The 24,262-nt window shown below is 62.8% G+C and carries 21 protein-coding genes; 9 read left to right on the forward strand and 12 right to left on the reverse strand.

What is annotated here, in order from left to right; all coding sequences use genetic code 11:
• From BFW87_RS22675 to BFW87_RS22705, 7 genes are all read left to right on the forward strand, one after another.
• A complete protein-coding gene (locus BFW87_RS22675; RefSeq protein WP_078741948.1) occupies positions 1–1,170 on the forward strand; it encodes an efflux RND transporter periplasmic adaptor subunit in 1,170 nt (389 codons plus the stop codon).
• Positions 1,163–2,608, forward strand: a complete 1,446-nt coding sequence (locus BFW87_RS22680) for an efflux transporter outer membrane subunit (RefSeq protein WP_078741949.1) — start codon at positions 1,163–1,165, stop codon at positions 2,606–2,608. Before BFW87_RS22675 ends, BFW87_RS22680 begins: the two co-directional genes overlap by 8 nt.
• Positions 2,609–2,611: 3 nt before the next feature.
• Entirely contained in the window at positions 2,612–3,445 is an 834-nt protein-coding gene (yghU, locus tag BFW87_RS22685) for a glutathione-dependent disulfide-bond oxidoreductase (protein WP_078741950.1), read from the forward strand.
• Positions 3,446–3,578: 133 nt separating this feature from the next.
• Positions 3,579–4,169 carry an antibiotic biosynthesis monooxygenase gene (locus BFW87_RS22690; protein ID WP_078741951.1) on the forward strand — a complete coding sequence of 197 codons (591 nt, stop codon included), beginning with the start codon at positions 3,579–3,581 and terminating at the stop codon, positions 4,167–4,169.
• Positions 4,166–6,004, forward strand: a complete 1,839-nt coding sequence (locus tag BFW87_RS22695) for an amidohydrolase (protein ID WP_078741952.1) — start codon at positions 4,166–4,168, stop codon at positions 6,002–6,004. Before BFW87_RS22690 ends, BFW87_RS22695 begins: the two co-directional genes overlap by 4 nt.
• Before the next feature lie 27 nt (positions 6,005–6,031).
• The gene (ycaC, locus tag BFW87_RS22700) at positions 6,032–6,649 is read left to right on the forward strand and encodes an isochorismate family cysteine hydrolase YcaC (RefSeq protein WP_078741953.1); all 618 of its coding nucleotides are present in this window, start codon (positions 6,032–6,034) and stop codon (positions 6,647–6,649) included.
• Positions 6,650–6,832: 183 nt separating this feature from the next.
• Complete coding sequence (locus BFW87_RS22705; RefSeq protein ID WP_078741954.1) at positions 6,833–7,720, forward strand: LysR family transcriptional regulator; 888 nt, start codon at positions 6,833–6,835, stop codon at positions 7,718–7,720.
• A gap of 135 nt (positions 7,721–7,855) precedes the next feature.
• Here the strand turns inward: BFW87_RS22705 and BFW87_RS22710 are convergent, their stop codons facing one another.
• The 12 genes from BFW87_RS22710 to BFW87_RS22765 form a co-directional block, all read right to left on the reverse strand.
• Positions 7,856–8,803, reverse strand: coding sequence for a D-isomer specific 2-hydroxyacid dehydrogenase family protein (locus BFW87_RS22710; RefSeq protein WP_078741955.1), 948 nt, complete (start codon positions 8,801–8,803; stop codon positions 7,856–7,858).
• Positions 8,800–9,972, reverse strand: a complete 1,173-nt coding sequence (locus tag BFW87_RS22715; protein ID WP_078741956.1) for an acyl-CoA dehydrogenase family protein — start codon at positions 9,970–9,972, stop codon at positions 8,800–8,802. Before BFW87_RS22715 ends, BFW87_RS22710 begins: the two co-directional genes overlap by 4 nt.
• A gap of 129 nt (positions 9,973–10,101) precedes the next feature.
• Positions 10,102–11,097: an ABC transporter substrate-binding protein gene (locus tag BFW87_RS22720; protein WP_078741957.1), complete on the reverse strand. Its 996-nt coding sequence runs from the start codon at positions 11,095–11,097 to the stop codon at positions 10,102–10,104.
• Between the two features lie 12 nt (positions 11,098–11,109).
• Positions 11,110–11,793, reverse strand: coding sequence for a peroxiredoxin-like family protein (locus BFW87_RS22725; RefSeq protein WP_078741958.1), 684 nt, complete (start codon positions 11,791–11,793; stop codon positions 11,110–11,112).
• Positions 11,790–13,154 carry an LLM class flavin-dependent oxidoreductase gene (locus BFW87_RS22730; protein WP_078741959.1) on the reverse strand — a complete coding sequence of 455 codons (1,365 nt, stop codon included), beginning with the start codon at positions 13,152–13,154 and terminating at the stop codon, positions 11,790–11,792. Before BFW87_RS22730 ends, BFW87_RS22725 begins: the two co-directional genes overlap by 4 nt.
• Before the next feature lie 13 nt (positions 13,155–13,167).
• Positions 13,168–14,142 (reverse strand): ABC transporter substrate-binding protein, encoded by a 975-nt coding sequence (locus BFW87_RS22735; RefSeq protein WP_078741960.1) that lies wholly within the window; start codon positions 14,140–14,142, stop codon positions 13,168–13,170.
• Positions 14,143–14,298: 156 nt separating this feature from the next.
• Positions 14,299–14,664, reverse strand: coding sequence for a 4Fe-4S dicluster domain-containing protein (locus BFW87_RS22740; RefSeq protein WP_078741961.1), 366 nt, complete (start codon positions 14,662–14,664; stop codon positions 14,299–14,301).
• 185 nt (positions 14,665–14,849) lie between these two features.
• Positions 14,850–16,370, reverse strand: a complete 1,521-nt coding sequence (locus BFW87_RS22745) for an FAD-dependent oxidoreductase (protein ID WP_078741962.1) — start codon at positions 16,368–16,370, stop codon at positions 14,850–14,852.
• 10 nt (positions 16,371–16,380) lie between these two features.
• Complete coding sequence (locus BFW87_RS22750; RefSeq protein WP_078741963.1) at positions 16,381–18,834, reverse strand: TonB-dependent receptor plug domain-containing protein; 2,454 nt, start codon at positions 18,832–18,834, stop codon at positions 16,381–16,383.
• Between the two features lie 160 nt (positions 18,835–18,994).
• Positions 18,995–19,825, reverse strand: coding sequence for a TauD/TfdA dioxygenase family protein (locus BFW87_RS22755; protein ID WP_078741964.1), 831 nt, complete (start codon positions 19,823–19,825; stop codon positions 18,995–18,997).
• Between the two features lie 94 nt (positions 19,826–19,919).
• Positions 19,920–21,503 (reverse strand): rhodanese-related sulfurtransferase, encoded by a 1,584-nt coding sequence (locus BFW87_RS22760; RefSeq protein ID WP_078741965.1) that lies wholly within the window; start codon positions 21,501–21,503, stop codon positions 19,920–19,922.
• The gene (locus BFW87_RS22765; RefSeq protein ID WP_078741966.1) at positions 21,500–22,111 is read right to left on the reverse strand and encodes a cysteine dioxygenase; all 612 of its coding nucleotides are present in this window, start codon (positions 22,109–22,111) and stop codon (positions 21,500–21,502) included. The genes BFW87_RS22760 and BFW87_RS22765 overlap by 4 nt, the downstream gene beginning before the upstream one ends.
• A 217-nt stretch (positions 22,112–22,328) precedes the next feature.
• Between BFW87_RS22765 and BFW87_RS22770 the strand changes: the two genes are divergently transcribed.
• Positions 22,329–23,234, forward strand: a complete 906-nt coding sequence (locus BFW87_RS22770) for a LysR family transcriptional regulator (protein WP_078741967.1) — start codon at positions 22,329–22,331, stop codon at positions 23,232–23,234.
• 165 nt (positions 23,235–23,399) lie between these two features.
• Positions 23,400–24,194 carry a class II aldolase/adducin family protein gene (locus BFW87_RS22775; protein WP_078741968.1) on the forward strand — a complete coding sequence of 265 codons (795 nt, stop codon included), beginning with the start codon at positions 23,400–23,402 and terminating at the stop codon, positions 24,192–24,194.
• Positions 24,195–24,262 lie beyond the last annotated feature (68 nt).

Consider the following 24,262-nt stretch of genomic DNA (forward strand, 5'->3'; position numbering starts at 1 on the left):
ATGTCCGTTTCCCATTCTCAACCGAAGTCTTCCCGTGGCCTGCTCTGGCTCATCGTCGGTGGGGTCGTCGTGGTAGTCATCGTTGGTGTCGGCATTGGCGTGCGCGCCAGCGAGTCCCGCGACCTCAAGACCTGGACCGACGCCCAGGCCCTGCCCAGCGTCAACCTGATCAAACCGGTGGTGCAAGCCCAGGGGCCGGTGCTCAACCTGCCGGGGCGGATGGAAGCCTATTCCCGCGCGTCGATTTTTGCGCGGGTCAACGGCTACCTCAAATCCTGGAATGTCGACATCGGCACCCGCGTCAAGGCCGGGCAAGTACTGGCCGAAATCGACACCCCGGAACTCGACCAGCAACTGCTGCAAGCCCGCGCCACCCTGGCGTCGGCCCAGGCCAATGCCACGCTGGCGCAAACCACCGCCAAACGCTGGCAGGCCATGCTGGTGAACGACTCGGTGTCGCGTCAGGACGTGGACGAGCGCACCGGCGACCTGACCGCCAAGCAAGCGCAAGTGACGGCCGCCAAGGCGAATGTCGACCAGTTGGTCGCCACCAAAGGCTTCCAGCACTTGGTGGCGCCGTTTGCCGGTGTGGTCACGGCGCGCAGCACCGACGTGGGCGCGTTGATCAGCGCTGGCGGCACCGCCGGTAAAGAGTTGTTCGCCGTGGCTGATGTCAGCCGTCTGCGTGTGTATGTGCAGGTGCCGCAAACCTTCTCGCCGCAGATTCGCGAAGGCGCCACCGCGCGTTTGAGCGTGCCGGAATATCGCGGTGAAACCTTCACCGGCAAAGTCATCGCCACCGCCGACGCGGTCAACGCCGCTTCCGGCAGCACCCTCGTGCAATTGCTCGTGGACAACCCCGGCGGCCGCCTGCTGCCGGGTGGGTACACCAGCGTGCAGTTCGACCTGCCGGTGCAGGCCGATGTGCTGCGTATACCGTCCAGCGCGCTGGTGTTCGATGACAAGGGCATGCGCGTCGCCACCCTTGATGCCCAGAACCACGTGCACTTCAAGACCATCAGCATCGCCCGCGACTTTGGCGACAGCGTAGAAATTGCCAGCGGCCTGCAAGCCGCCGACCGCGTGATCGACACCCCACCGGATGGCCTGGCCGATGATGATTCGGTGCAACTGGCCGTCGCCGCCACCGAGGTCAAACCCCATGGCTAAGCGCACCGTACTGGGGCTGCTCGCCACCTTGAGCCTGGGCGCCTGCTCCCTGGCGCCGCCGCTCAAGGTGCCGCCAACACCGACGGCGGCGCAGTTTCATACCCAAGGGCCGTGGACGGTCGGCGCGCCGAATGATCAGGCTAACCGTGATGGCTGGTGGCGCATCTACAACGACCCGCAACTGGACGCGATGCAGCAAGAACTGCTGAAAAACAACGCCGACCTGAGCGCGGCGCTGGCGCACTACCAACAGTCCCAGGGTTTCGAGGCCCAAGCGCGCTCCGGGCTGTTTCCGACGATCTCGGCCCTCGGCAATGGCCAGCGTATTCGTCAGTCAGACACCAAGCCTTTGCGCTCGGCCACTTCACCGGACACCTACAACTCGGCCACTCTGGGTTTGGAAGTGGACTATGAAGTCGACCTCTGGGGCCGCGTGCGCGACACCGTCGCCGCCGGCACCAGCGATTCCGAGGCGGCCAAAGCCGACCTCGCGTCGGTGCGCTTGAGCCTGCAAGCGCAGCTGGCTGACAGCTACATCCGCCTGCGTGGCATCGACTGGCAAAACCAGTTGTTGGAACAAACCCGTGACGCCTACGCCAAGGCCCTGAACCTGACCGAAGGCCTGCACGGCGGCGGGATTGTGTCGGGCCTGGACGTGGCGCGGGCGCGCACGCAATTGTCGACGGTCAAGTCGCAGTTGACCCAGAGCCAGGTACAGCGCGCTGTGCTGGAGCATTCCATCGCCGCGATGCTGGGTGAGTCGGCCTCGACCTACACCGTCGCCGTCAACGTCGCGCCGATCGCCTTGCCGAATGTGCCGACCGGCGTGCCGTCCAGCCTGCTGCAACGTCGTCCGGACATTGCCGCTGCCGAGCGTCGCATCGCGTCGGCCAATGCGCGTATCGGCGTGGCCAAGGCCGCGTGGTTTCCGCAGATCACCTTGAGCGCCCAGGGCGGTTATCAAAGTGATGAGTTCGCACGCTTGCTCAGCGCACCTAACCTGTTCTGGGCCATTGGCCCGTCGCTGGTAGGCACGCTATTCGATGGCGGCGCACGCCAGGCTCAGGTGGATATCGCCAAGGCGGCCACCGACGAAGCGGCGGCCAAATACCGCGGTGTGGTGTTGGGCGCTTTTGAACAGGTGGAAGACAACCTGTCGCAGATCGCGGGCCTGGGCAGCGCGCTGGATGATCAGCGTAACGCGGCGGCTGCGGCGCAATACGCCGAAGACCTTTCAACCTCACGCTATCGCCAGGGCGCCGTGGCGTATCTGGACGTGGTGACCGCCCAAGTGGCGGCGCTGGAAGCCAAGCGCACGGTATTGCAGCTGCAAACCCAGCAATTGAGCGCTAATGTGGGCCTGATCAAGGCGCTGGGCGGCGGATGGAACGTGGCTCAACTGGCTGCGTCGAACACTACTGAAACAGAGGAGCACTAAACCATGACGGACTACGTACCCCCGAAGGTGTGGACCTGGGACACCGAAAGCGGCGGCACCTTCGCCAGCATCAACCGGCCCGTTGCCGGTGCGACTCATGACAAGGAGCTGCCGGTCGGCAAGCATCCCTTGCAGCTGTATTCACTGGCGACGCCGAATGGTCAGAAGGTCACCATCCTGCTCGAAGAGCTGTTGGCCCTGGGGCACAGCGGTGCGGAATATGACGCCTGGCTGATCAAGATCGGCGACGGTGACCAGTTTGGCAGCGGGTTTGTGTCGGTCAATCCGAACTCCAAGATTCCTGCGCTGCTGGACCGCAGCGGTGACACGCCGATTCGGGTGTTCGAGTCGGGCGCGATTTTGCAGTACCTGGCCGAGAAGTTTGGCGCGTTCTTTCCCACCGAGCCTGCCGCCCGTGCGGAATGTTTGTCGTGGTTATTCTGGCAGATGGGCAGCGCGCCTTATCTGGGCGGTGGTTTCGGGCACTTTTACGCATATGCGCCGAGCAAGATGGAATACGCGATCAACCGGTTTGCCATGGAAACCAAACGTCAGCTGGATGTGCTGGAGCAGCGCCTGGCCGTGAGTAAATACATTGCCGGTGACGAATACACCATCGCCGACATTGCGATTTGGCCGTGGTATGGCGGGCTGGTGAAAGGCCGCTTGTACGGGGCGGCGGAGTTTCTTTCGGTGCACGAGTACACCCATGTGCTGCGCTGGGCCGATGCGATCGAGGCACGGCCTGCGGTGCAGCGCGGGCGCCGGGTGAACCGGGTTTCCGGCGAGCCTGCGGAGCAACTGCCTGAGCGCCATGATGCGCGGGATCTGGATTGAGGGCCGGCCTGTTATCCCGGTAACGGATACGTAAGCGGCGAATTGCTCAAACAGCACATACATCCAATTCGCCGACGCGCCATTCCCTCAGACTCCCCCCATCGCTCAACGCTTTTGGGGGGAATCAAACGCCATGGATCCAACACCCGATACCGGTCCCGACGAAGTCGTCACACTGGTGGTCAAACACCTCATCAAACCCGGTCGCGAAGCCGACTATGAAGCCTGGTTGCGGCGTATTGTGCGCATCGCCGGCGAACGTCCGGGCCATCTCGGCGTGGATGTCGTACGCAGTCAACAGAACAACCGCGCGCTGTTCACCTGCGTCCTGCGCTATCGCACCACCGATGCGCTTGAGCGCTGGCTCGACTCCCCGGAACGCCAAGACCTGATCGCCGAGGCCGCACCCATGCTCGCCGACGGCGACAACACCGAAATCGGCGCGCTCAACGAATTCTGGTTTGCCCCGTTGGCCGACAGTGCCGCCAAGCCGCCGCGCTGGAAGCAGGCGGTGGTCACCCTGTTTGTCATCCTGCCGCTGACCCTGCTGGTTCCGATCATCTGGGGCCCGGTCCTGGGCCTGCACCCGTTCCTGTCCAACTACGTGGTCGCGACCTTTCTGGTGACGCTGACCATCGTATTGCTGGTGGTCTACCTGCTGATGCCGGCCGCCACTCGTCTGTTCGCTCCCTGGCTTGAAGCCTCTGTAAAGGAAACCCTATGAACGCCGATCTGATTCTGTTCAATGGCCAGTTCCACACCGTGGACCGTGAAAACCCGCGCGCAACCGCTGTCGCCATCAGTGGCGGCCGCTTCGTCGCCGTCGGCACCGATGGCGAGGCCATGGCGTTGCGCGGCAGTGGTACGCAGGTTATTGATCTCAAGGGCCGTACCGTGATTCCCGGGCTGAACGACTCGCACCTGCACCTGATCCGTGGCGGGCTGAATTACAACCTCGAATTGCGTTGGGAAGGCGTGCCGTCGCTGGCTGACGCGTTGCGCATGCTCAAGGAGCAGGCCGACCGCACACCCACCCCGCAATGGGTACGCGTGGTCGGCGGCTGGAATGAATTCCAGTTTGCCGAAAAGCGCATGCCGACCCTCGAAGAACTCAACCAGGCCGCACCGGACACGCCGGTGTTCGTGCTGCACCTGTACGACCGCGCCTTGCTCAACCGTGCGGCCTTGCGTGTGGCCGGTTACACCAAGGACACGCCCAACCCGCCGGGCGGCGAGATTGTGCGCGACAGCCACGGCAACCCCACCGGCATGCTGGTGGCGCGGCCGAACGCGATGATCCTGTATTCGACGTTGGCCAAAGGCCCCAAATTGCCGCTGGAATACCAGGTCAACTCGACCCGCCAGTTCATGCGTGAACTCAACCGCCTCGGCCTCACCAGCGCCATCGATGCGGGCGGCGGTTTTCAGAATTACCCGGACGACTACGCCGTGATCGAGCAACTGGCCAAGGACGAGCAGTTGACCGTGCGCATCGCCTACAACCTGTTTACCCAGAAGCCCAAGGAAGAACTCAGCGACTTCAAACACTGGACCGGCAGCGTGACTTTGCATCAGGGCGATGACTACCTGCGCCACAACGGCGCGGGCGAGATGCTGGTGTTCTCGGCGGCGGACTTCGAAGACTTCCTGGAACCGCGCCCCGACCTGCCGCTGACCATGGAGCAGGAGCTGGAGCCGGTGGTGCGCCACTTGGTGGAGCAGCGCTGGCCGTTCCGCCTGCACGCCACGTATGACGAATCCATCTCGCGCATGCTCGACGTGTTCGAGAAGGTCAACCGTGACATTCCGTTCAATGGCCTGCCGTGGTTCTTCGACCACGCCGAAACCATCACGCCGAAAAACATCGAGCGCGTGCGTGCTTTGGGCGGTGGTATTGCGATCCAGGACCGCATGGCGTTCCAGGGCGAATACTTTGTGGAGCGCTACGGTGCCAAGGCCGCCGAGGCCACGCCGCCGATCAAGCGCATGCTCGCCGAAGGCGTGCCGGTGGGGGCGGGCACTGATGCCACGCGGGTGTCGAGTTACAACCCGTGGACCTCGCTGTACTGGATGGTCAGCGGCCGCACCGTGGGCGGCCTGGAGCTGCACGCCGAGGGCCTGCCACGCCTCACCGCGCTGGAACTGTTTACCCATGGCAGTGCCTGGTTCTCGTCCGAGCAGGGCAAAAAAGGCCAGATCAAGGTCGGCCAGTTGGCGGATGTCGCCGCGTTGTCAGCGGACTTTTTCAGTGTCGATGAAGAAGCCATCAAGTGGATCGAGTCGGTACTGACCGTGGTCGGCGGCAAGGTGGTGTACGGCGCCGGCGATTTTGAAGATTTCGCACCGCCACGCGTGCCGGTGCTGCCGGACTGGTCGCCGGTGGTCAAGGTGCCGGGCCACTGGCGCCCGACCTCGCCGTTACAGGCTCAAGTGCATCAGTGCAGCGGCCCGTGTGGCGTGCATAGCCACAGCCATGAAAAAGCGCGGCTTTCCAATGCGCCGGTCAGTGACTTCCAGGGTTTCTGGGGTGCGTTTGGCTGCTCGTGCTTTGCCTTTTGATTCAAAACCCCCAAGGAGTTAACCGCCATGACTTACAAGCGCTTGAACAAAGACGAAGCCGTCGTACTGCTGGTCGATCACCAGACCGGCCTGATCTCTCTGGTGCAGGACTTCTCGCCCAACGAATTCAAGAACAACGTATTGGCTTTGGCCGATGTGGCCAAGTTCTTCAAGTTGCCGACCATCCTCACCACCAGCTTTGAAACCGGCCCTAATGGCCCGCTGGTACCCGAGCTCAAAGCGCTGTTCCCCGACGCGCCGTACATTCCGCGCCCGGGCCAGATCAATGCCTGGGACAACGAAGATTTCGTCAAGGCCGTGAAGGCGACCGGGCGCAAGCAACTGATCATCGCCGGTGTGGTGACAGACGTGTGCGTGACGTTCCCGACCCTGTCGGCGTTGGCGGAAGGGTTTGAAGTGTTTGTGGTCACCGATGCGTCGGGCACGTTCAACGAAGCGGTGCAGCGTGCTTCCTGGGCGCGCATGAGCGCTGCCGGTGCGCACCTGGTGAACTGGTTCTCGGTGGCCTGTGAGCTGCAAGTGGACTGGCGCAACGACATGGAAGGCCTGGCCAACCTGCTGTCGCCGCGCATTCCCAACTACCGCAACCTGATGAATAGCTACTCGGCGTTTACGGCCAAGTAACTCGTCTTATAGAACACCGCATTAACCCTGTGGGAGCCGGGCTTGCCCGCGATGGCGGTGTATCAGTCGACAGTTGTGTCGGCTGATACACCGCCATCGCAGGCAAGCCAGCTCCCACATTTTGGTTTGTGGTGTGGCTACCGACAGGCTATAAACCAGCCAACTGTCCACCGAGAAGCGACAATGAACCCCTTCGAAGACATGCGCCTGTTCTGCCAGGTCATGGAATCCGGCAGCTTCACCGCCGCCGCCGAGCAACTGGGCCTGTCCAAGCAATTTGTCAGCCGCCGCCTGATCCAGCTCGAAGACCGCCTGGGCGTGCGCTTGCTCAACCGCTCCACCCGCCGCCTGGACGTCACGCCTCTGGGCCAGAGTTACTACGAATCCGCCTTGCGCCTGCTCAGTGAAGTCGAGCAAGTGGAACAGGGCATCGCCGGCCAGAACAGCGAGCCACGCGGCACCCTTCGCCTCAGCGCGCCGTTGTCGTTTGCCATGGCGCACCTCGGCTGCCTGCTGCCGTTATTTCTGCAGCGCCACCCGCATGTCTCGGTGGAAGTCGACCTGAGCGACCGCCCCGTGGACTTGATCGGCGAAGGCTACGACCTGGTGCTGCGTATCGGCACGCTTGAAGACTCGACCCTCATTGCCCGGCGCATCGCCAGCGTGCAGCGCGTGTACTGCGCCAGCCCTGATTACCTTGCCCTGCGGGGTACGCCGCTCAAACCCGATGACTTGGCCGACCACGACTGCTTGCCTTACGGCCATGGCCGTCAGGTGCAATGGCGGTTCCAGACCAAGGGTAAGGTGCATTCGGTGAATGTCAGCGGGCGTATGCGCGTCAATAACGGCGAGTTGCTGCGTGACACGGCGATTGCCGGGTTGGGGGTGACCTACCTGCCGACCTTTATCGTCGCCGAGGCCTTGAAAGACGGGCGCCTGGTGACGGTGCTGGACGATTTCGCGCCCGAAGCCCTGACCCTGTCGGCGGTGTACCCCCAACATCGCCAGAGTTCGCGGCCGGTGCAGGCGCTGGTTGAGTTTTTGCGCGAACGCCTGGCGAGTGGCTGCTGAACACCTCCCAAGCCTTGTGAAGATCAAATGTGGGAGCTGGCTTGCCTGCGATAGCGGTGGGTCAGTTGGCACAGTTTCACCTGATACATTGCCATCGCAGGCAAGCCAGCTCCCACATTTTGATTGGGGTTCGGCTCAGGGTTCGACGAGATTGATCAACGCCGAACCGCTCAGATAGCGCTCCAGATTCGCCAGAAACGTATCGGCAATCTCATGCGCGCTGTTCGTCGAAATCGCCGACGTATGCGGCGACAACCGCACGCGCGGATGGCTGTACAACGGGTGCCCGTCCGGCAGCGGTTCAGGTTCTGTCACATCGAGAGAAGCCAGGCCGATGCGGCCATTGTCCAGTGCTTCGAGCAAGGCCTCCTGATCGAGCAAACCGCCGCGCGCAATGTTGATCAGGTGCAACCCCGGCTTGGCGCCTCCCAGCACATCACGGTCAACAATATGCCGCGTCGCCTCGGTCAGCGGCGCGGCCAGCACCAGGTGGTCAGCGCGGGCGAACAGGTCGTGGATGTCCTTCGCCGCTTCCACACCGTCGACATCGAAGGGCGCCTGGCTCTGGCGTAACGCGAGCACATTGATCCCCAAAGCCAGCGCTTTCTGCGCCAGGCTTTTACCAATCGCGCCAAAGCCAAGAATGCCCAGGGTGGTGCCCTTGAGCGGACGCAGTGCGGTGAAATTCCACTGCGCGTCCTTCACCCAGATAGCCGGCAAATGCTTGGACGCGGCAAAGATCGCCGCCAGGGCGAACTCCGCCAGGTTGTCGGCGGCGGCGCCGCGTGAAGTGGTCACCGGCGGGCCGTTGAACAGCCACTGCGGGTAGAAATCGATACCTGACGAGACCAGATGCACCCACTGCGCGCCGTACGGCCAGCCCGGTGGCGGTGTGTCCGGTGCGGTGTAGCCACGCACATTGATCGGGCGCAGCAGCAGGATATTCGCGTGGGGCGGCAGGTCACTCGGTACCCCGACCGGCACGCCAATCACCTGGGCTTCAGGGTGCAGCGGCGCCAGGCGCTCGCGAATAACCTGGTTGAAATCTTCGTCCAGCTGGCTGGCGATAATCACCTGACTCATGTGCGTTCCTTCTGACGTTGGGCGAAGACGGCTTTGCCGACGCCTTGCAGCACGGCGTCGTTTTGGGGGGTATGTACGCGGCTGCACAGCACGTCGCGGTAGTGCCGTTGCAGTGGGCTGTGGCGCGACAGGCCGGGGTTGCCCGAGGCCTCAATGGCCAGCTCGACGGCGCGAATGGCGTTGCCGGTCACCAGGTATTTCAACTGCGCCGCGTTGGCCGCCGGAGTATGCCCTTCGGCGGCGGCGTCCAGCAGGCTGCGGTTGGCAAACAGCAGGGTGTCGATGTGCCCGACGGTTTCCTGAAAGCGCGGCAGGGTGGACAGCGCGGCGCCGAGGTTGGACGGCGTGCGCTCTTCCAGCCAATTCACCAGCCAGTCCCGCGCAGCCTGGGCCACGGCGTCGTAGACCGACGACAGCAGCACCGACATCCACAGGAAGCCGTCACCGTCCAGTTCCGGCGCCGGTGCGCTCCACGGGCTGACGCTGACGGCGTGGTCCAGCGGCACCAGCACATTGTCGAGCACCACTTCATGGCTGCACGTGGCGCGCATGCCGAGGTGGTCCCAGGTGTCGATGATGCTCACGCCGGGGCTGTTCTTGGGCACCAGCCAGGCGCCGACCAGCGGGTCGGCATCATCACTGCGCGCCCACACGCTGAACCAGCTCAGGCCGTGGCTGCCGGTGGAGTAGATCTTGCGCCCGCTGATGCGCCAGCCTTCGGCGGTACGCACCGCCGTGGTCGCCGGCAGACCGCCGCGGGCCGGGGTGCCGAGGTCGGGTTCGACGCGCAGGGCGTTGATAAGTGCGCCGTTGCGTACGGCATCTTCGGCGACGTGCACGCGCAGGTGCGGCGGCCAGGTTTTGCTGTCTTGCAGGCGGGTGTGTTGCAGGTATTGCATGACCAGGATCAGCGCGGTGGACGGCTCGCCCTTGGCAATCGCGCTGATGGCCTTGCGCGCCTGGGGCAGGCTGGCGCCGCCGCCGCCCAGGGTTTTGGGCACAGTGAGGGCGACGAGACCGTGGTCATGCAGTAGTTTGAAATTGGCGTGGGGGAAGGCGCCGCTGTCGTCGTACCGGTGCGCGGTGGTGGCGAGTTCGGCGTTGAGGCGTTCGAGCAGGGCTTCGAAGTTGGCCACTTCCACGGAGCGTAACGAGGGTTGTGAAGTCATGGGGGATGTACTCGGTCAAAAAATGTGGGAGCTGGCTTGCCTGCGATGGCGGTGGTTCAGGCAACGGTGCAGTGACTGATAGGCCGCAATCGCAGGCAAGCCAGCTCCCACAGGGGATGTTGGTGGTTGTCAGAGAGGTGGCAATAACTTGAATTGCCGATCCCACAACGGGCTGACATCCAGGCGTTCGCTCAGCACGCCGGCGTTGAAGAACAGGTCCGCCACTTCCTGCTGCGACGCGATGGCCTGCTCACTCACATCGAGCAATTTGTAGGGCTGGCTGCGGCTGTTGTACATGTCGGTAAACACCGCTTTATCCACCCCCAGCAACTGCGCGGACTTTGCAGCCCAGGGCTCCGGGTTGTTGTTCATCCAGTCCAGGGTGCGCGCCTGGCGTTGCAGGTAGTCCTGGATCGCTTGTTTGCGCAGCGGGTCTTGCAGGGCGGCGGGGCGGGCGGCGATCAGGTAGTTGCCGGAGAGGTAGCCCAGGGCGGTTTTCAGCACGCGGGCGCCGCTGCGGAATTTGGCCAATTGAATAAATACGCCGTAGATCACCCAGGCATCCAGTTGCCCGCTTTGAAACGCACTGAACCCATCCTGCGGCGTGAGCGGCACGGCGGTGATGTCGTTGAAAGTCAGGCCCTGTTCTTTCAGGGCCTTGATCAGGAAATAGTGCGAGGTGGTGGCGCGCACATAACCGACGCGCTTGCCTTTGAGCTGGGCCACGGATTCGAGTGTGGAGTCCTTGGGGATCAGGATCACCTGGTTGTTCACATCGCCTTGCAGCACGGCAATCAGCTTGGGCTCGCGGTGGCTCTGGATCGAGAAAATCGGCGGGATTTCGCTCATGGCGCCGATGTCCAGGCTGCCGGCGGCGAGCGCTTCGACAATCAGGTTGCCGCCGGCAAACTCGGCGAAGTCGACCTTGTAGGGGCGGTTCGAGGTGCCGGCGTCATCGTTGAAGTAAGAGTCCTGGCCACGGTAAGTGGCCACGGCGAGGGTCAGGTCCGACAGGGGCGAGGGCGCCGCGAGTGCCCGTGGCAGGTAAGACGACAGCCCGAGCACGCCGAGTGCGCCAAGAAAGCCGCGACGATTGAACTGTCCCTGTTTGATCGTGTGATTCATGCGTCGTCCTTGTCAGATCGCCCGTTGCACCGGCGGTTGGGCCAAGAGTTGTTCAACCACGTCGAGCACCGGCTCGGCTTCGGTGCGCACCAGCCAGTCCGGGCTGACTTCGACAAACGCAACCGTGCCGTCCCGGGCAATCACCACCACCGTCGGTTGTGGCAATTCCCACGTACCGGTGCCGGTGGTTTCGCCAATGCTGTTGCCCTTGGCTAGCGCGGCGTTGCGTGAGGCTTCGTCGAAGCTGTAGAGAATCCCCAGGCGCCGACCGAGGTTGTTGCCCGGGTCGCTGGCCACCCGCAATTGCAGGTGGTGGCGGGTCTTGATGTCGATCAGGCGTTCCGGCACTTGCGGGCTGACCGCCACCAGCGGCACCCCCAGTTCGCGCAGGCGTGGGTAAAGCCGGCGCTCGTAATAGGGTAGGGCGATGTTGCACGCCGGGCACCCGGCAAAGCGGAAGAAAATCAGCACCGCCGGGCCGTCAGCCAGCAGCAGGTCGCGGTTGAGTTCGCCGCCTTCGACGTCGAGCAACACGAACGGGTCGAGGTCGTCGCCCACCTGTACGTAATCGTCCACCTGCGCTTCGTCCACCAGCCGCTGGCGCTGGTCGATATTGACCTGTAACGCAGCCGGCGCCCAGGTCGCCAAACGTTCGGCATGCAGGTTGGCCAGTTGGCGGTTAAGGGATTCGCTCATGCCAGCGCCTCCTGTTGTTCTTCGACCTCGGCGGCGACGCTGTAACGGTTCGCCGGCACGTCCAGCCCCAGGTTGTCGCGCAGGGTGTTCCCGGTGTATTCGGTGCGGAACAGGCCACGTTGTTGCAGCACCGGTACCACCAGTTCGGTGAAGTACTGCAAGCCGTCCGGCAGCACCGAGTTGATGATGAAACCATCGCTGGCGCCGGTCTCGAACCAGGTCTGGATCGCATCGGCGACTTGCTCCGGGGTGCCGACAAAATCACGTTTTGGCCGCGAGAAACGCAGGGCCACTTCGCGCAGGGTCAGGCCTTCGTCTTTGGCCAGTTGCTTGATGCGGTCAGAGCCGCCTTTCTGGCTGTTGGCGCCCAGGTCGCCAAGTTCCGGGAACGGCTCGTCCAGTGGGTACTGGCTGAAGTCGTGGTCGTTGAACGGGCGACCGAGGGCGACGATAGCGTCCTCAATCGACACCAGCTCTACAGCCTGCTGATAGCGGCTTTCCACTTCGGCGGTGTCACGCCCGACAATCGGGCGGATGCCCGGCAGGATCGACAGGCTGTCGGCGTCGCGGCCAAAGCCCTGGGCACGGCGTTTCAGGTCGGCGGTGTAGGTGTTGGCTTCTTCGATGGTTTCAACGTGCACGAAGATCGCATCGGAGTGTTCCGCGGCAAAGTTGCGCCCATCCTCAGACGTACCCGCCTGAAAAATCGCCGGCTGGCCCTGTCGCGAGCGGGCTATGTTCAGCGGGCCTTTGACCGAGAAAAACTCGCCCTTGTGGTTCAGCGCGTGCAGCTTGTGGGGGGTGAAAAATTCGCCGCTGCTCTTGTTGTAGGCAAAGGCGTCGTCTTCCCAGGAATCCCACAGGCCTTTGACCACGTTGAGGTGCTCCTTGGCGATGCGGTAGCGCACGGCATGCGGCGGGTGCTCGGCCTTGCCAAAATTGTCGGCGGTGCCGCTGAGCCAGGAGGTCACCACGTTCCAGCCGGCGCGGCCGCCGCTGATGTGGTCCAGGGACGCGAACTGGCGCGCGACCTGGTAGGGCTCGGTGTAGCTGACGGTGACGGTGGCGACCAAACCGATGTTCGTAGTCAATGCCGCGAGCGCAGAAAGGATCGTCAACGGCTCAAAACGGTTGAGGTAATGCGGGCTGGACTTGGCGTGGATGTGCAGGCTGTCGGCAATAAACACGAAGTCGAACTTGGCGGCTTCGGCCAATTCAGTCTGCTGCTTGTAGAAACCAAAGTTCGTGCTGGCATTCGGTTGCGCCTGCGGGTGGCGCCATTCGCCCCAACCGTGGCCGACACCGTGGACCATGGCGCCCAGCTTCAACTGGCGTGGTTTCAAGTTGCGTGGCTTGCTCATGTTCTTCTCCTTCTTAGCGCGAGGCTTGGGACAGTGGGACGCGCTTGGCGTTAAAGCTCTTGTCGAAGCCCTGGGACACGTCGATGTGTTTGGTGATCAGGCCTTCTTTTTGGTAGGTGTCGGCGGTGGCTTGCAGGCCACTGATCACGCTGTCGTCGATGGTGACCGGGGTCAGGTGGGTGTCCTTGGCCACCTCGATGTGCACGGCCAGCGGCAGGCCGGTGATCCTGGCTTGAGCAGCGGCGTATTCATCGGGGTGCACGTTGGCCCAGGCGTAAGCGCGGTCGACGCGCGCGACGAAGTCGTCGAGCTGTGCGCGCTTGTCAGCGATGGCCTGGCTGGTGGCGGCGAAGTACAGGTGGTTGCTCAGCAGCTTGTTGCCGCTGATCAGCACGCGGGCCTGGCTTTGCGAGGTGACCACGGTGGTGTACGGGTCCCAGGTGGCCCAGGCATCGACGGTGCCGTTGTCCAGCACCAGGCGCGACTCGGCTGGCAACAGGAACACAAACTCGACGTCCTTGGACGTCAGGCCTGCGCTGGCCAGGGCCTTGAGCGCCAGGTAATGGCCGATGGAGCCGCGCCCGGTGACGATTTTCTTGCCCTTGAGGTCGGCCACGGTCTTGATCGGCGAATCTTTCGGCACCAGCAGGGCGGTGGTGTTGCGTCCTTCGGCGTGGATGATGCTGATGACCTTGAGCGAGGCGCCGGCACCGAGGGCGAATACATACGGTGCGTCGCCGAGAGCGCCCACGTCCACGGCGCCGGCATTCAAGGCTTCACCCAGCGGCGAGGCGGACGGGAATTCCGACCACTGAATTTCGTAAGGCACATGTTTGGTTTCACCGGAGACTTCCAGCAGCGCCTTGATCGTCGACTTCTGGTTGGCCACGCGCAGCGGTTCCAGGTCCGCGGCGTGGGCGGTAGTCATCAGGCCAAGGGCCAGGGCGGTGCCCAGGAGCAGGCGTTTGAAAGGGGTGGTAAAGACCATGGGATGCAGGCTCCAGGCAAAACGAACAAGAGGTTGGCTACCTCCGCCTGGAGAAGGGGTCGGTGTGGGGGTTCACGTTATGCCCATAAAAACTCGCTGTGAAGTTCTTTTTGGTTATATGTTAATTATTAAAATATTTGATTATGTGTTGATTGATTATTCTGTAATTGCATTTGGAGGGGCGCTGCGTGCCAACGCAAAGATGCCGTCCATGCGCCAGTGCTCGTTGCGATGGTCGGGGTCGCCGGCCCATTCGTCCCAGCCGGAGTCGCGGCGGTATTGGCCAAGCAGGCCGCGCTCACGCACCGCCACGGGATCGGGGTGGCGCAGTTGCTCGCAGTCGGGGTCGACGTAGAGCGCGTCGCTGGCGCAGTACAGCTCGCACATGAAACAGGTCTGGCAGGCCTGTTGATCAGCGATGCGAGGTTTGCCTTGGGCGTTCAGGGCCAGCACATTGGTGGGGCAGACCGTGACGCATTGGCCGCAGCCGTTGCAGAGGTCGGAGTAGATCAATTCGAGCATGGTTGAATGTCTCTGTGACTGGTTTTTTTGTGGTGAGCAGGCTTGCCCTGCGTTGGGCTGCGAAGCGGCCCCATCAAGAGTACCGCATTGTTGTTGGCACGACGGGGTGTGTGGTTTGGGGGCCGCTTCGCAGCCCAACGCGGGGCAAGCCCGCTCGCCACAGGGGACTGTCAGGTACAACAACGTCAGCGTTCATGGATGACCGGGTCGAAGCGCGCCTGGATCTGGTCTACGCCCTGCAGGCGCAAATGCGCGTCATACCGCGGGTTTTGCGCAGGCGTGTCGCTGCGCTGGTGCATGCCACGGCTCTCTTTGCGCAGGGCGGCGGCGGTGTAGCACCAGCGCGCGGTGGCGGCCATGGCGGCGGTTTCTCGGGCGCGCAGGGGGTTGGTGGTGATGGGCGCCCCGCGTAATTGATCCCAGACGTTGTCCAGTTCGCGCAGTGAGCGATCCAGTTGATCACCCGAACGAAACAGGTTTTTGTCCAGTGGATGCACTTGCGCCTGGATGCGCCGGATCAGCTCGGCGTTGCCCCCGGCAACCCCCTCAAACCCGCGCAGTGCCCCGTGATAAGCGGCCTTGCGGCGAGCCAGCAGCGCCGCCCCGCGCCCGGCCCACTGCCCGGTGGACAAGGCCCACGCCGAGTTCTGCGCGCCGCCGCCCGAGGTGGCGCCGGCGATCGGCTCACGGCTGGCGGCATCACCGGCGGCGAAAACACCTGGCACTGTGGTCTGGCAGTCATCGTCGATCAAGCGCAAACCGCCCACACCGCGAATCGTGCCTTCGGGGTGCAGGGTCACGGCAAATCGATGGCGATAGGGGTCAATGCCGCGCCGGTCAAACGGCAACATCAGGTTGGGCTGGATACTCGGCAGTTGTGCGCGGATGGCCTGCGGCACCCGGTTCAAGCGGCAATACACCGGCCCATTGAGCAGCGCCCTGGCCAATGCCTCTGTAAAACCCGGCCCGGTGCTGATGCCCAGTGGACGGTCCGCCGCGTCGAAATATTCGCCAAAGCTGTAGACCATCGAGCGGGTCATGCTGCTTCCCGCGGCGGCGATGCAGTAGTAATTGGAAAACTCCATGCCCGACAGCTCGGCGCCGGCTTCGGCCGCCATCAAGTAGCCGTCACCCGTGTTGGTGTGGTTGCCCAGCAGGCGCGACAAGAATGCGCAGCCGCCGGTGGCCAGGACCACGGCGCCGGTACGAATCAGCCAGTCACCACCGGCCTGGCGCCGCCAGCCACGCGCGCCGACCACGTTGCCGTTATCGTCGCGCAACAGCTCCAGTGCCGGGTGGTGATCGAGAAGGGTCACGCCGCTGTCGAGCACCCTTTGCCGCAGGCCACGCAGGTATTCCGGGCCGCGCAGGCCGCGATACTGAGTCTCACCCTGATGGTTCTGCGGGAAAGCGTAGTAGTCGCTCAGGCCGGGCAGGCTGGTCCAGGTGGTGTCGATGGCGCGGGCCATCCAGCGCGCGTCGGCTAGCCCGTAAGCCGTGCCCAGGCGCTTTTCGATGGCGGCTTCGCGCGCCGCGGGCGGTACCCACCAATGCCCGGGCCCGGCGGTGGCCGTCACGCCGCTGGTGCCGCAATAGCCTTTGTCCACCAGGATCACCTTGACGCCTTCGCGGGCTGCCGCGACGGCTGCCCAAGTCCCCGCCAGGCCGCCACCGACGATCAATACGTCGCAATGCAATTCGGTCATCGCCTGCGCCTCAGAAGTTGTACGCCAGACGCGTGTAGTAGTACGCACCGCCAAAACCGAACGGCGAAAACTGCCCATATTCATAGCCACCGGCCCAGTCCTTGATGCCTTTTTTGTTCGGGTACACTTTGAACAGGTTGTTGGCGCCCAAGGCTACGGTGAAGTGCTGGGTGATGTCGTAGGCGGCGTCGATGTCGCTGATCCATTTGGCGCTGAACTTGCGATCGTTGATCGGGTTGTTGTCGCCTTCGATGTAGCTGCCAAAGCGGGTCAGCGCGAGGTTCAAGGTGTAGGCGCTGACCTTCCAGTTGGACGCCAGGATCAGTTTCGATTGCGGGGTGGCGACGGTCAGGTCCTTTTGCAGGCGGCGGTCGAAAATCTGGTAATTGGAACCGAGACTGGCGAGCTTGGCCGGGGTGTCCTGGAGCTTTTCTATTTTGGTCTGGTTCCAGTTGTAGGCCAGGCTCCAGCGGATCTGCCCGTACTGTTCCAACTGCTGGCGGTATTCGTTGATGATGTCGACGCCACGGGTGCGGGTGTCGACGGCGTTGGTGTAGTACTGCGCGTACAGGCCCGGCGACAGGCCGTTGGCGGCGAGAATCTGCGACACCGCCGGGCCGCCGAGCAGGCTGGTGGAAACAATGCGGTCGCGGATACCGATCTGGTACAGGTCGGTGGTCAGGCGATAGTTGGCGGTCGGTTCGTAAGTGAAGCCGAAGCTGTAGTTCAGTGACTTCTCGGGCTTGAGTTTTTCCGCGCCCAACGCTTGGGCCTCGACGGTGTCCACCGGCAACACCTTGACCGGCACCGAAACCTGCTGGCCGTTGATCACACCGCCGGAGGTGAAGGTGGACGAGGCGTAAATGGTCTGGGCCAGCGACGGCGCGCGAAAACCATTGTTGAGCGTGCCGCGCAACGCAAACTCGGGCGTGAGCTTGAAGCGCGTCGACAGTTTGCCGCTCCAGGTGCTGCCGATGTCCTGGGTATAGCGCTCGTAGCGGGCGGCGGCGCCGATGTACCAGCGGTCGGTCACATCCAGGCCCAGGTCGACGTAGCTGGCAACGTTGCTGCGGCTGATTTCGCCGGCATCCGCCGTGCTGGTGCCGTTGTAGGAGGCCAGCCCCGGCAGCGGCGTTTGCCCGGCGAACGGGCCGCTGGGCAGCACGTAGTTGCCGGGTGTGTAGGAGGCGTAGTCACCGGCCTCGATCTGGTATTTCTCCCAACGGTATTCAAAGCCGAACGCGGTTTGCAGGGGGTGGCTCAGGCCGATATCGAAGGTGCGGCTGAGGTCGAGGTTGTTGGTCCACTGATCGAAAATCTGCGAGGCCAGGTTGAACGAGGTCGGGCTGGTCGGCCCCAGCGACGGGTTCAGGGTGTTATTGGCGTTGAGGGTGGAATCGTCCTCGCCCCAGGTGGAGCTGATGTCGTAATCCCAACCGCCGACCAGGCCTTTGAAACCGCCCGCCACCTGGAAATCCTTGGTGCGGTTGCGTCGTTGCGCGTGGATACCGTCGGGGTAGGGCGTGTTCGGGTCGCCGGCCAGCGAGGTGAGTTCGTTGGGGCGGTAGTTGCCGGTGACCTTGGTGGTTTCCATGTAGCTGGCGGTGGAGAACGAGTAGAACTTGAGGTCGTCCTGCAGCGGCAGTTCAAGGTTGTAGCTGGCGTTGGTGACTTTTTCGCGTCCCAGGCCATAGCTGGGGTTCCAGCCGTGGCGGTTGACGGTCTGGTCACGGCTGTCCGGACGCGCGGCGCTGCCGTAGAGGTAACCGGTGGCGCTGCCGGTGCGGTTGAAAGGTTCCTGTTCCTTGGTGTCCAGCGCGAGGTTGGCGAAGCCGTCGTTCGGCAGCGACAGGCCGTAGTTGGCGGTTTGGTGCACGGTGTCACCATCGCCTGCGCCATAGCGGCCGAAGGAGGTTTCGGCGCTGCCGCCGCTGTCGTTTTCCTTGAGGATGATATTGATCACCCCGGCGATGGCGTCCGAGCCGTATTGCGCGGAGGCGCCGTCGCGCAACACTTCGATATGGTCGATGGCCGACACCGGAATCAAATCCAGGTTGACTGGCACCGCCGCGGTGCCGATGCGCGCGAGGTTGTTGATCAACGCCGTGTTGTGGCGGCGCTTGCCGTTGACCAGCACCAATACCTGGTCGCCGGACAGCCCGCGCATGGTCACCCCGCGCACCGACCACGAGGTGCCACCGCCGTTGATCGCGGGCAGGTTGAAGGAGGGCAGCAGGCGCGCCAGCAGTTCCTTGAGGCCGACCTTGCCGCTGGCTTGCAGTTGCTCGGCGCTGATCACGTCGATGGGCGAAGGGCTGTCGGCGATGGTGCGCGCCTGATTGCCACGGTTGCCGGTGACTACGACGGTGCCGAGGGTTTTGTCGGGGTCTTCGGCGTTAGCAGGGGGTTGTATGGCGAGCAGGCCGAGGGCGACTGCGCCGTAGTGAAAGCGGGATGGGGGCATGGGGCTGATTCCTGAAAACTGGGAACACCGCGCATCCCTGTGGGAGCTGGCTTGCCTGCGATGGCGGTGTCTCAGCCACAAAAATGTCAGCCGAAGGACCGCCATCGCAGGCAAGCCAGCTCCCACAATAGATACGTCAGGTATGAGCGATCGTGTTTTGTCAGGCCGCGTGGGCGGCTCTTACCCGATGCGGAATGTCGTCATAAGCGATCAGCACCCGTTCCATGCGGCGCGGATAGTCGCCGTAGTTGTAGACCGGGTAATGCAGGGTCGAGCGGTTGTCCCAGAACGCCACGGAGCCGGGGCGCCACTTGAAACGCACTTGGTGCTCAGGCTTGTTGAACTCGAGCAGCAGCCGATCAATCAGTTGCTTGCTTTTTTCGGGTGTCCAGCCGATCACCGAGGGGTTTTGCGAGAAGTTGATAAACAGCCCGTCTTCCCCGGTCTCCGGGTGGGTGCGCACCAGCGGGTGGGCGAGGATCGGGTAGTCGTAGCCGACTTTGTCCAGGGACTTTTTGAAATCGTGGACCACGTGCAGGTTGTCGATTTCTTCGCGCAGCTCATCCGGCAACGCACGATAGACCGCACCGGTGTCGGCCCACAGCGTGTCGCCGCCGACTTGCGGCAAATCCACCGCGCGCAGCACTGCGCCGAGGGTCGGCTGCAGCAGCCAGCTGGTGTCGGTGTGCCAACGGCCGCTGATACGCGGGCCGTAGAGCTTGCGCTCGTCCTGGGCTTCGATGAGATGGGCCTGTGGGCGTGTCGGGTCGTTTTGTTGGGTGGTGGGGTGCACGTACAGCTCGCCGAATTCTCTGGCGAAGGCGATTTGCTGTTCGGTGTCTATGGCCTGATCGCGAAAGAACAGCACCTTGTGCGTGAGCAGCAATTGGCGCAGCTCATCACGCAGGGCGACGGTCAGCGGTTGGCGCAGGTCGATGCCGGCGATTTCGGCGCCGAGGGTGGGTTCCAGGCGAGTGATGTGCAGGGTCATGCGGGTAGCCTCTCAGTGTGGGTTCAGCCTCCGCCTGGAGAGGGGTCGGATGTGGGGCCTGCACCCGGTGTGGGTGCAGGCGGGTCGGGGTGGATCAGATCACATAGAAGCCGTGAGTGCCGTCGCGCGCCAGTTGCTCGACCAGGCCGAACTCCCAGTCCAGGTAGGCCTGCATGGCTTCTTTCGGGCTGTCGGTGCCTTCGTACGGCCGGCGATAACGGTCGATGCGCGGCGAGGCCAGGCGGGTTTCGCCTTCTTCCAGTGGCCGTTTTTCGGCGATCCAGTTCAGGGTGCCGCCTTGCAGCAGGAACACCGGCTTGCCGGTCAGGGCTTCAACCTCGGCCACCGCCAGGCGCGCCAGTTGGCTGGTGCCGCAGGTCAACACATAGCGTTCGGCAGGCGGTACGTTGGCCAGGGCTTCGGGCAGTTGCGCGCGCAAGGCCCAAAAGGCACCGGGAATATGGCGTTTGACGTAGTTGACGCTCGGGGTGAAGTCCAGCACGGCGGTGTCGCCATGGGTCAACCAGTCGGCGAGGGTCTGCGGGGTGATCAGTTCGGCTTGCTGCGGCGCCGGAACCGGTGCGAGCCAGGCGCCGGTTTCGCTGAAATTCGCCGGTTGCAGGTCATCCAGTACATGCACGTCCCAGCCGAGCTGGGCGAGCCAGGACGCCGACATATTGGCGCGCACGCCATCGTCATCCGCCAGCACCAGCCGCGCGCCGCGCACGCTGGCGACATGATCGGTTTCCTGCACCAGTTGCCCGCCGGGCGTGGAGCGTGCGCCTGGCAGGTGACCGGCTTCGAATTCTTCCGGGGTGCGCACATCGAACAGGTAGGTGGTGCGCGTGGTTTCCTGCTGCCAGCCTTGCAGGTCGGCGAGTGTTGCCCGGCGCACGCGGGCCTTGTCGGCCACGCGGCGCGCATCCTGGGCGGCGATTTGGCGGTGTTCTTCAGAGGTCGGCGCAAAACGGCGCGACTGGCCATGGGCGAGTTTCTGCCCGGCCAGGGTCCAGCCGATGGTGCCGTTGCGCAGTGCCGACACCGGGTTGGCCACGCCCGCGTTGATCAGCGACTGAGTGCCAATAATGCTGCGCGTACGCCCGGCGCAATTGACGATGATGCGGGTGGCCGGGTCCGGCGCCAGTTCACGGGCGCGCAGCACCAGCTCGGCACCGGGCACGCTGATGCCGGTGGGGATGCTCATGGTCTGGTATTCATCGAAACGGCGGGCGTCGAGCACCACCACGTCGGCCTGGTTGTCGAGCAGCGCCTGCACCTCTTCGGCGGCCAGGGACGGCGTATGACGCTCGCTCTCCACCAGTTCGCCAAAGGCTTTGCTCGGCACGTTTACATCGATAAACAGCTCGCCACCGGCCTGGCGCCAACCGTCGAGGCCGCCTTCGAGCAGGCTGACCTCGGTGTAGCCCAGCTCGAGCAAGCGTACGGCGGCACGTGCCGCCAGCCCTTCACCGTTGTCGTAGACGGTGACCTTTGTATCGCGACGCGGAATGCGCGAATACACCTCCAGCTCGAGTTTGGACAGCGGGATGTTCGCCGCGAACAACGGGTGGGATTCGGCAAACGGCGCTTCTTCGCGCACGTCCACCACGGCGAGTTCTTGATGGTCCAACAGGGCCTGGCGAATCTGCGCGAAGCTGCGAGTCGATACGGTGGTCATAGGGCAGGGCTCTTTTCTTTGGACAAATCCCAGATATTCGGGAGGTAGGCGTTGGAATAACCGGAGATGAACAGTTTCTCGCTGCCGTCGGGCTGGTACACCGCGCGGCGCACGGCACCGATATTGGCGCCGTACACATGAATGCTGATCGACACCTGGTCGTTGTGGGCATTGCTGACTTGGTGGATATCGCCGACCTTGGGCGACACCGCTTCAACCTGGCCCGGCACCAATTGAATCGGTTTGCCTTCAGCGACCAGGCGGCCGTCGGGTGCGCGTTCAAAGCCCTGGGAAAATTCGGAGCCGCGCAGCATGCCGATCAGGCCCCACACGCGGTGGTCATGAATCGGCGTGGTCTGGCCCGGCCCCCACACAAAGCTGACGATGCTGAAACGCTGGCGCGAATCGGCATGCAACAGAAATTGCTGATAGCGTTCCGGGTTGGGTTGGGCGTATTCGTCGGGGAGCCAGTCGTCATGGCTGACCAATTGCGCCAGCAGCTTGCCACCGCGGTGCAATACGTCACCTTCGCGCGGGTTGCCGTCGATCAGTTCCGCCAGGGCGCCTATGAAGGCTCTGAGTCTTTCGGGGTGTCGGGCCTGGGTCATGACACTTCCATCGTGTGGTCGATATTGATGGGGTTATCTAAGCATAATGTTTATAGTTAATATGCTATTTTTTAATGATTAGCTTATAGCTGGATGTAATTTAGAACTGGTCTGAATAGCGTTAGACGTTATCGATCACAGCACGGGCTATCCACACAGCGTTGCGGCAACTATGCTTCGCACACATCTTAATGACTGTTCTCTATGTGCGGCCCAAATGAAAATTGACGATATCGATGCCTTTGTCGAAGTGATTCGTTGCCAGTCCATCAGCCATGCCGCCGAGTCTCTGCAACTGACCCAGCCGGCCATCACCCGCCGCGTGCAGAACTTCGAGCAGGCGCTGGGTGTGGAGTTGTTCGACCGCAACACCAAGCCCCTCAAGCCTACGCTGATCGGCACCCGGGTGTATGAACAATGCCGGCTGATCCTGCGCGAAATGGATGCGCTGCGTGAGCTGGTGGCCACTGACGCACCGCCTACCGGCCTGCTGCGCCTGGGCGTGCCGCAGACCATCGGCGATGTGGTGCTGCTGGATGCGCTCAAGCATTTGCGCACTGAATACCCGGACCTGCGCGCCCAGGTGGCGACCGGCTGGGGCAGCCAACTGGTCGGCAAGATCGAGCGCGGTGAACTGGACGCAGCGGCGGCGCTGTTCCCTGCGGGCAAGATTTTCCCGGACAACATCATCGGTGAGTCCATCGGCAAGATGGAATTGGTGGTGGTGTGCGCCAAATCCCAACTGCCGAAAAAGCCCTGCAAGCTGGCGGATGTGTATCAGAACGGCTGGATTCTCAACCCGGATGGCTGTGGCTTCCGCGCGGGGTTGCAGCGCACGCTGTCGGATCAGGGCCTGGCGTTGCGGGTGAACCTGGAAACTTTCGGCACCGAGCTGCAACTGGGCCTTGTAGCGGATGGGCTGGGGCTGGGTCTGGTGCCGCGCCCGTTGCTGGAACGCAGCGCCCACCGCGAGCAATTGGCGGTGATGCCGCTCAAGGACTTCAAACCGGTGATGGACTTGTGGCTGATCTACCCGCATTTCCTCGGCAACCTGCAAGGGCCGGTGGATGCGTTCGGCAAGTTGGTCGCAGCGTCGTTGCATAAAGTGCGCAACGCTGCGTGATTCCCCCTGTGGGAGCAGGCAAGCCAGCTCCCGCAGGTGTTCTGTGTTGTTGCTGCTTATATGAAAAAAAATAATAATTAGCTTAGATTAAAATGTGCTTTTTATTATTTTTACGCATCCCCTAGGCTGCCTGGAAGTCCTTAAGGCCATCCAGGAAGTTTTGCCATGAGCAGCGTCACCTCGATCTCGAGCGTTTCCAACAATGTCCGTCAGCGTGTCACTCCGGAAGAATGGGAAGTGCGCGTCAAACTGGCCGCTGCCTATCGACTGGCGGCCTTGTACAAGTGGACCGATCATATTTACACCCACTTCTCCGCCCGCGTGCCGGGGCCCGAGGAGCATTTTCTGATCAATGCCTTTGGCTTGTTGTTCGATGAAATCAGCGCCTCCAATCTGGTCAAGGTTGACCTGGATGGCACCATCGTTGATGACCCGACTGGCCTTGGCATCAACTACGCCGGTTATGTGATCCACAGTGCGATTCACGGCGCGCGCCATGATTTGCAGGCGGTGCTGCATACCCATACTCGCGATGGTATTGCGGTGTCGGCGCAGAAGGATGGTTTGCTGCCGATCTCTCAGCATTCCATCGGTTTTTCCGGGCGTGTGGCGTACCACGGGTATGAAGGCGTGGCGCTGGACCTGGACGAGCGCGAGCGGTTGGTGGCGGATTTGTGTGACAAGAGTGTGATGATTTTGCGTAACCATGGGTTGTTGACTGCGGGGGTGAGTGTTGAGCATGCGTTTCAGCAACTGCAAGGGTTGGAGCGTGCGTGCAATATCCAGATTGCGGCGCAGGCTGGGGGGAATGCGCAGTTGATCTTTCCTCCGGCCGAGGTGGTGGGCAAGGTGGAGCAGCAGGCCAAGGTGTTTAGTAAGGGGGATGGGCCGGGGGTGGCCAGGCATTGGGATGCGCTGATTCGGCAGTTGGAGCGTACGGATACGGATTACAAGAACTAGGGTGTATATCCATTATTTGGGTGATGGCTGCTTATGGTTCCGCCCTGACGGCGGGTCACTTTGGAAAA

The organism is Pseudomonas fluorescens, from assembly GCF_002022275.1.
GTDB lineage: Bacteria > Pseudomonadota > Gammaproteobacteria > Pseudomonadales > Pseudomonadaceae > Aquipseudomonas > Aquipseudomonas fluorescens_AJ.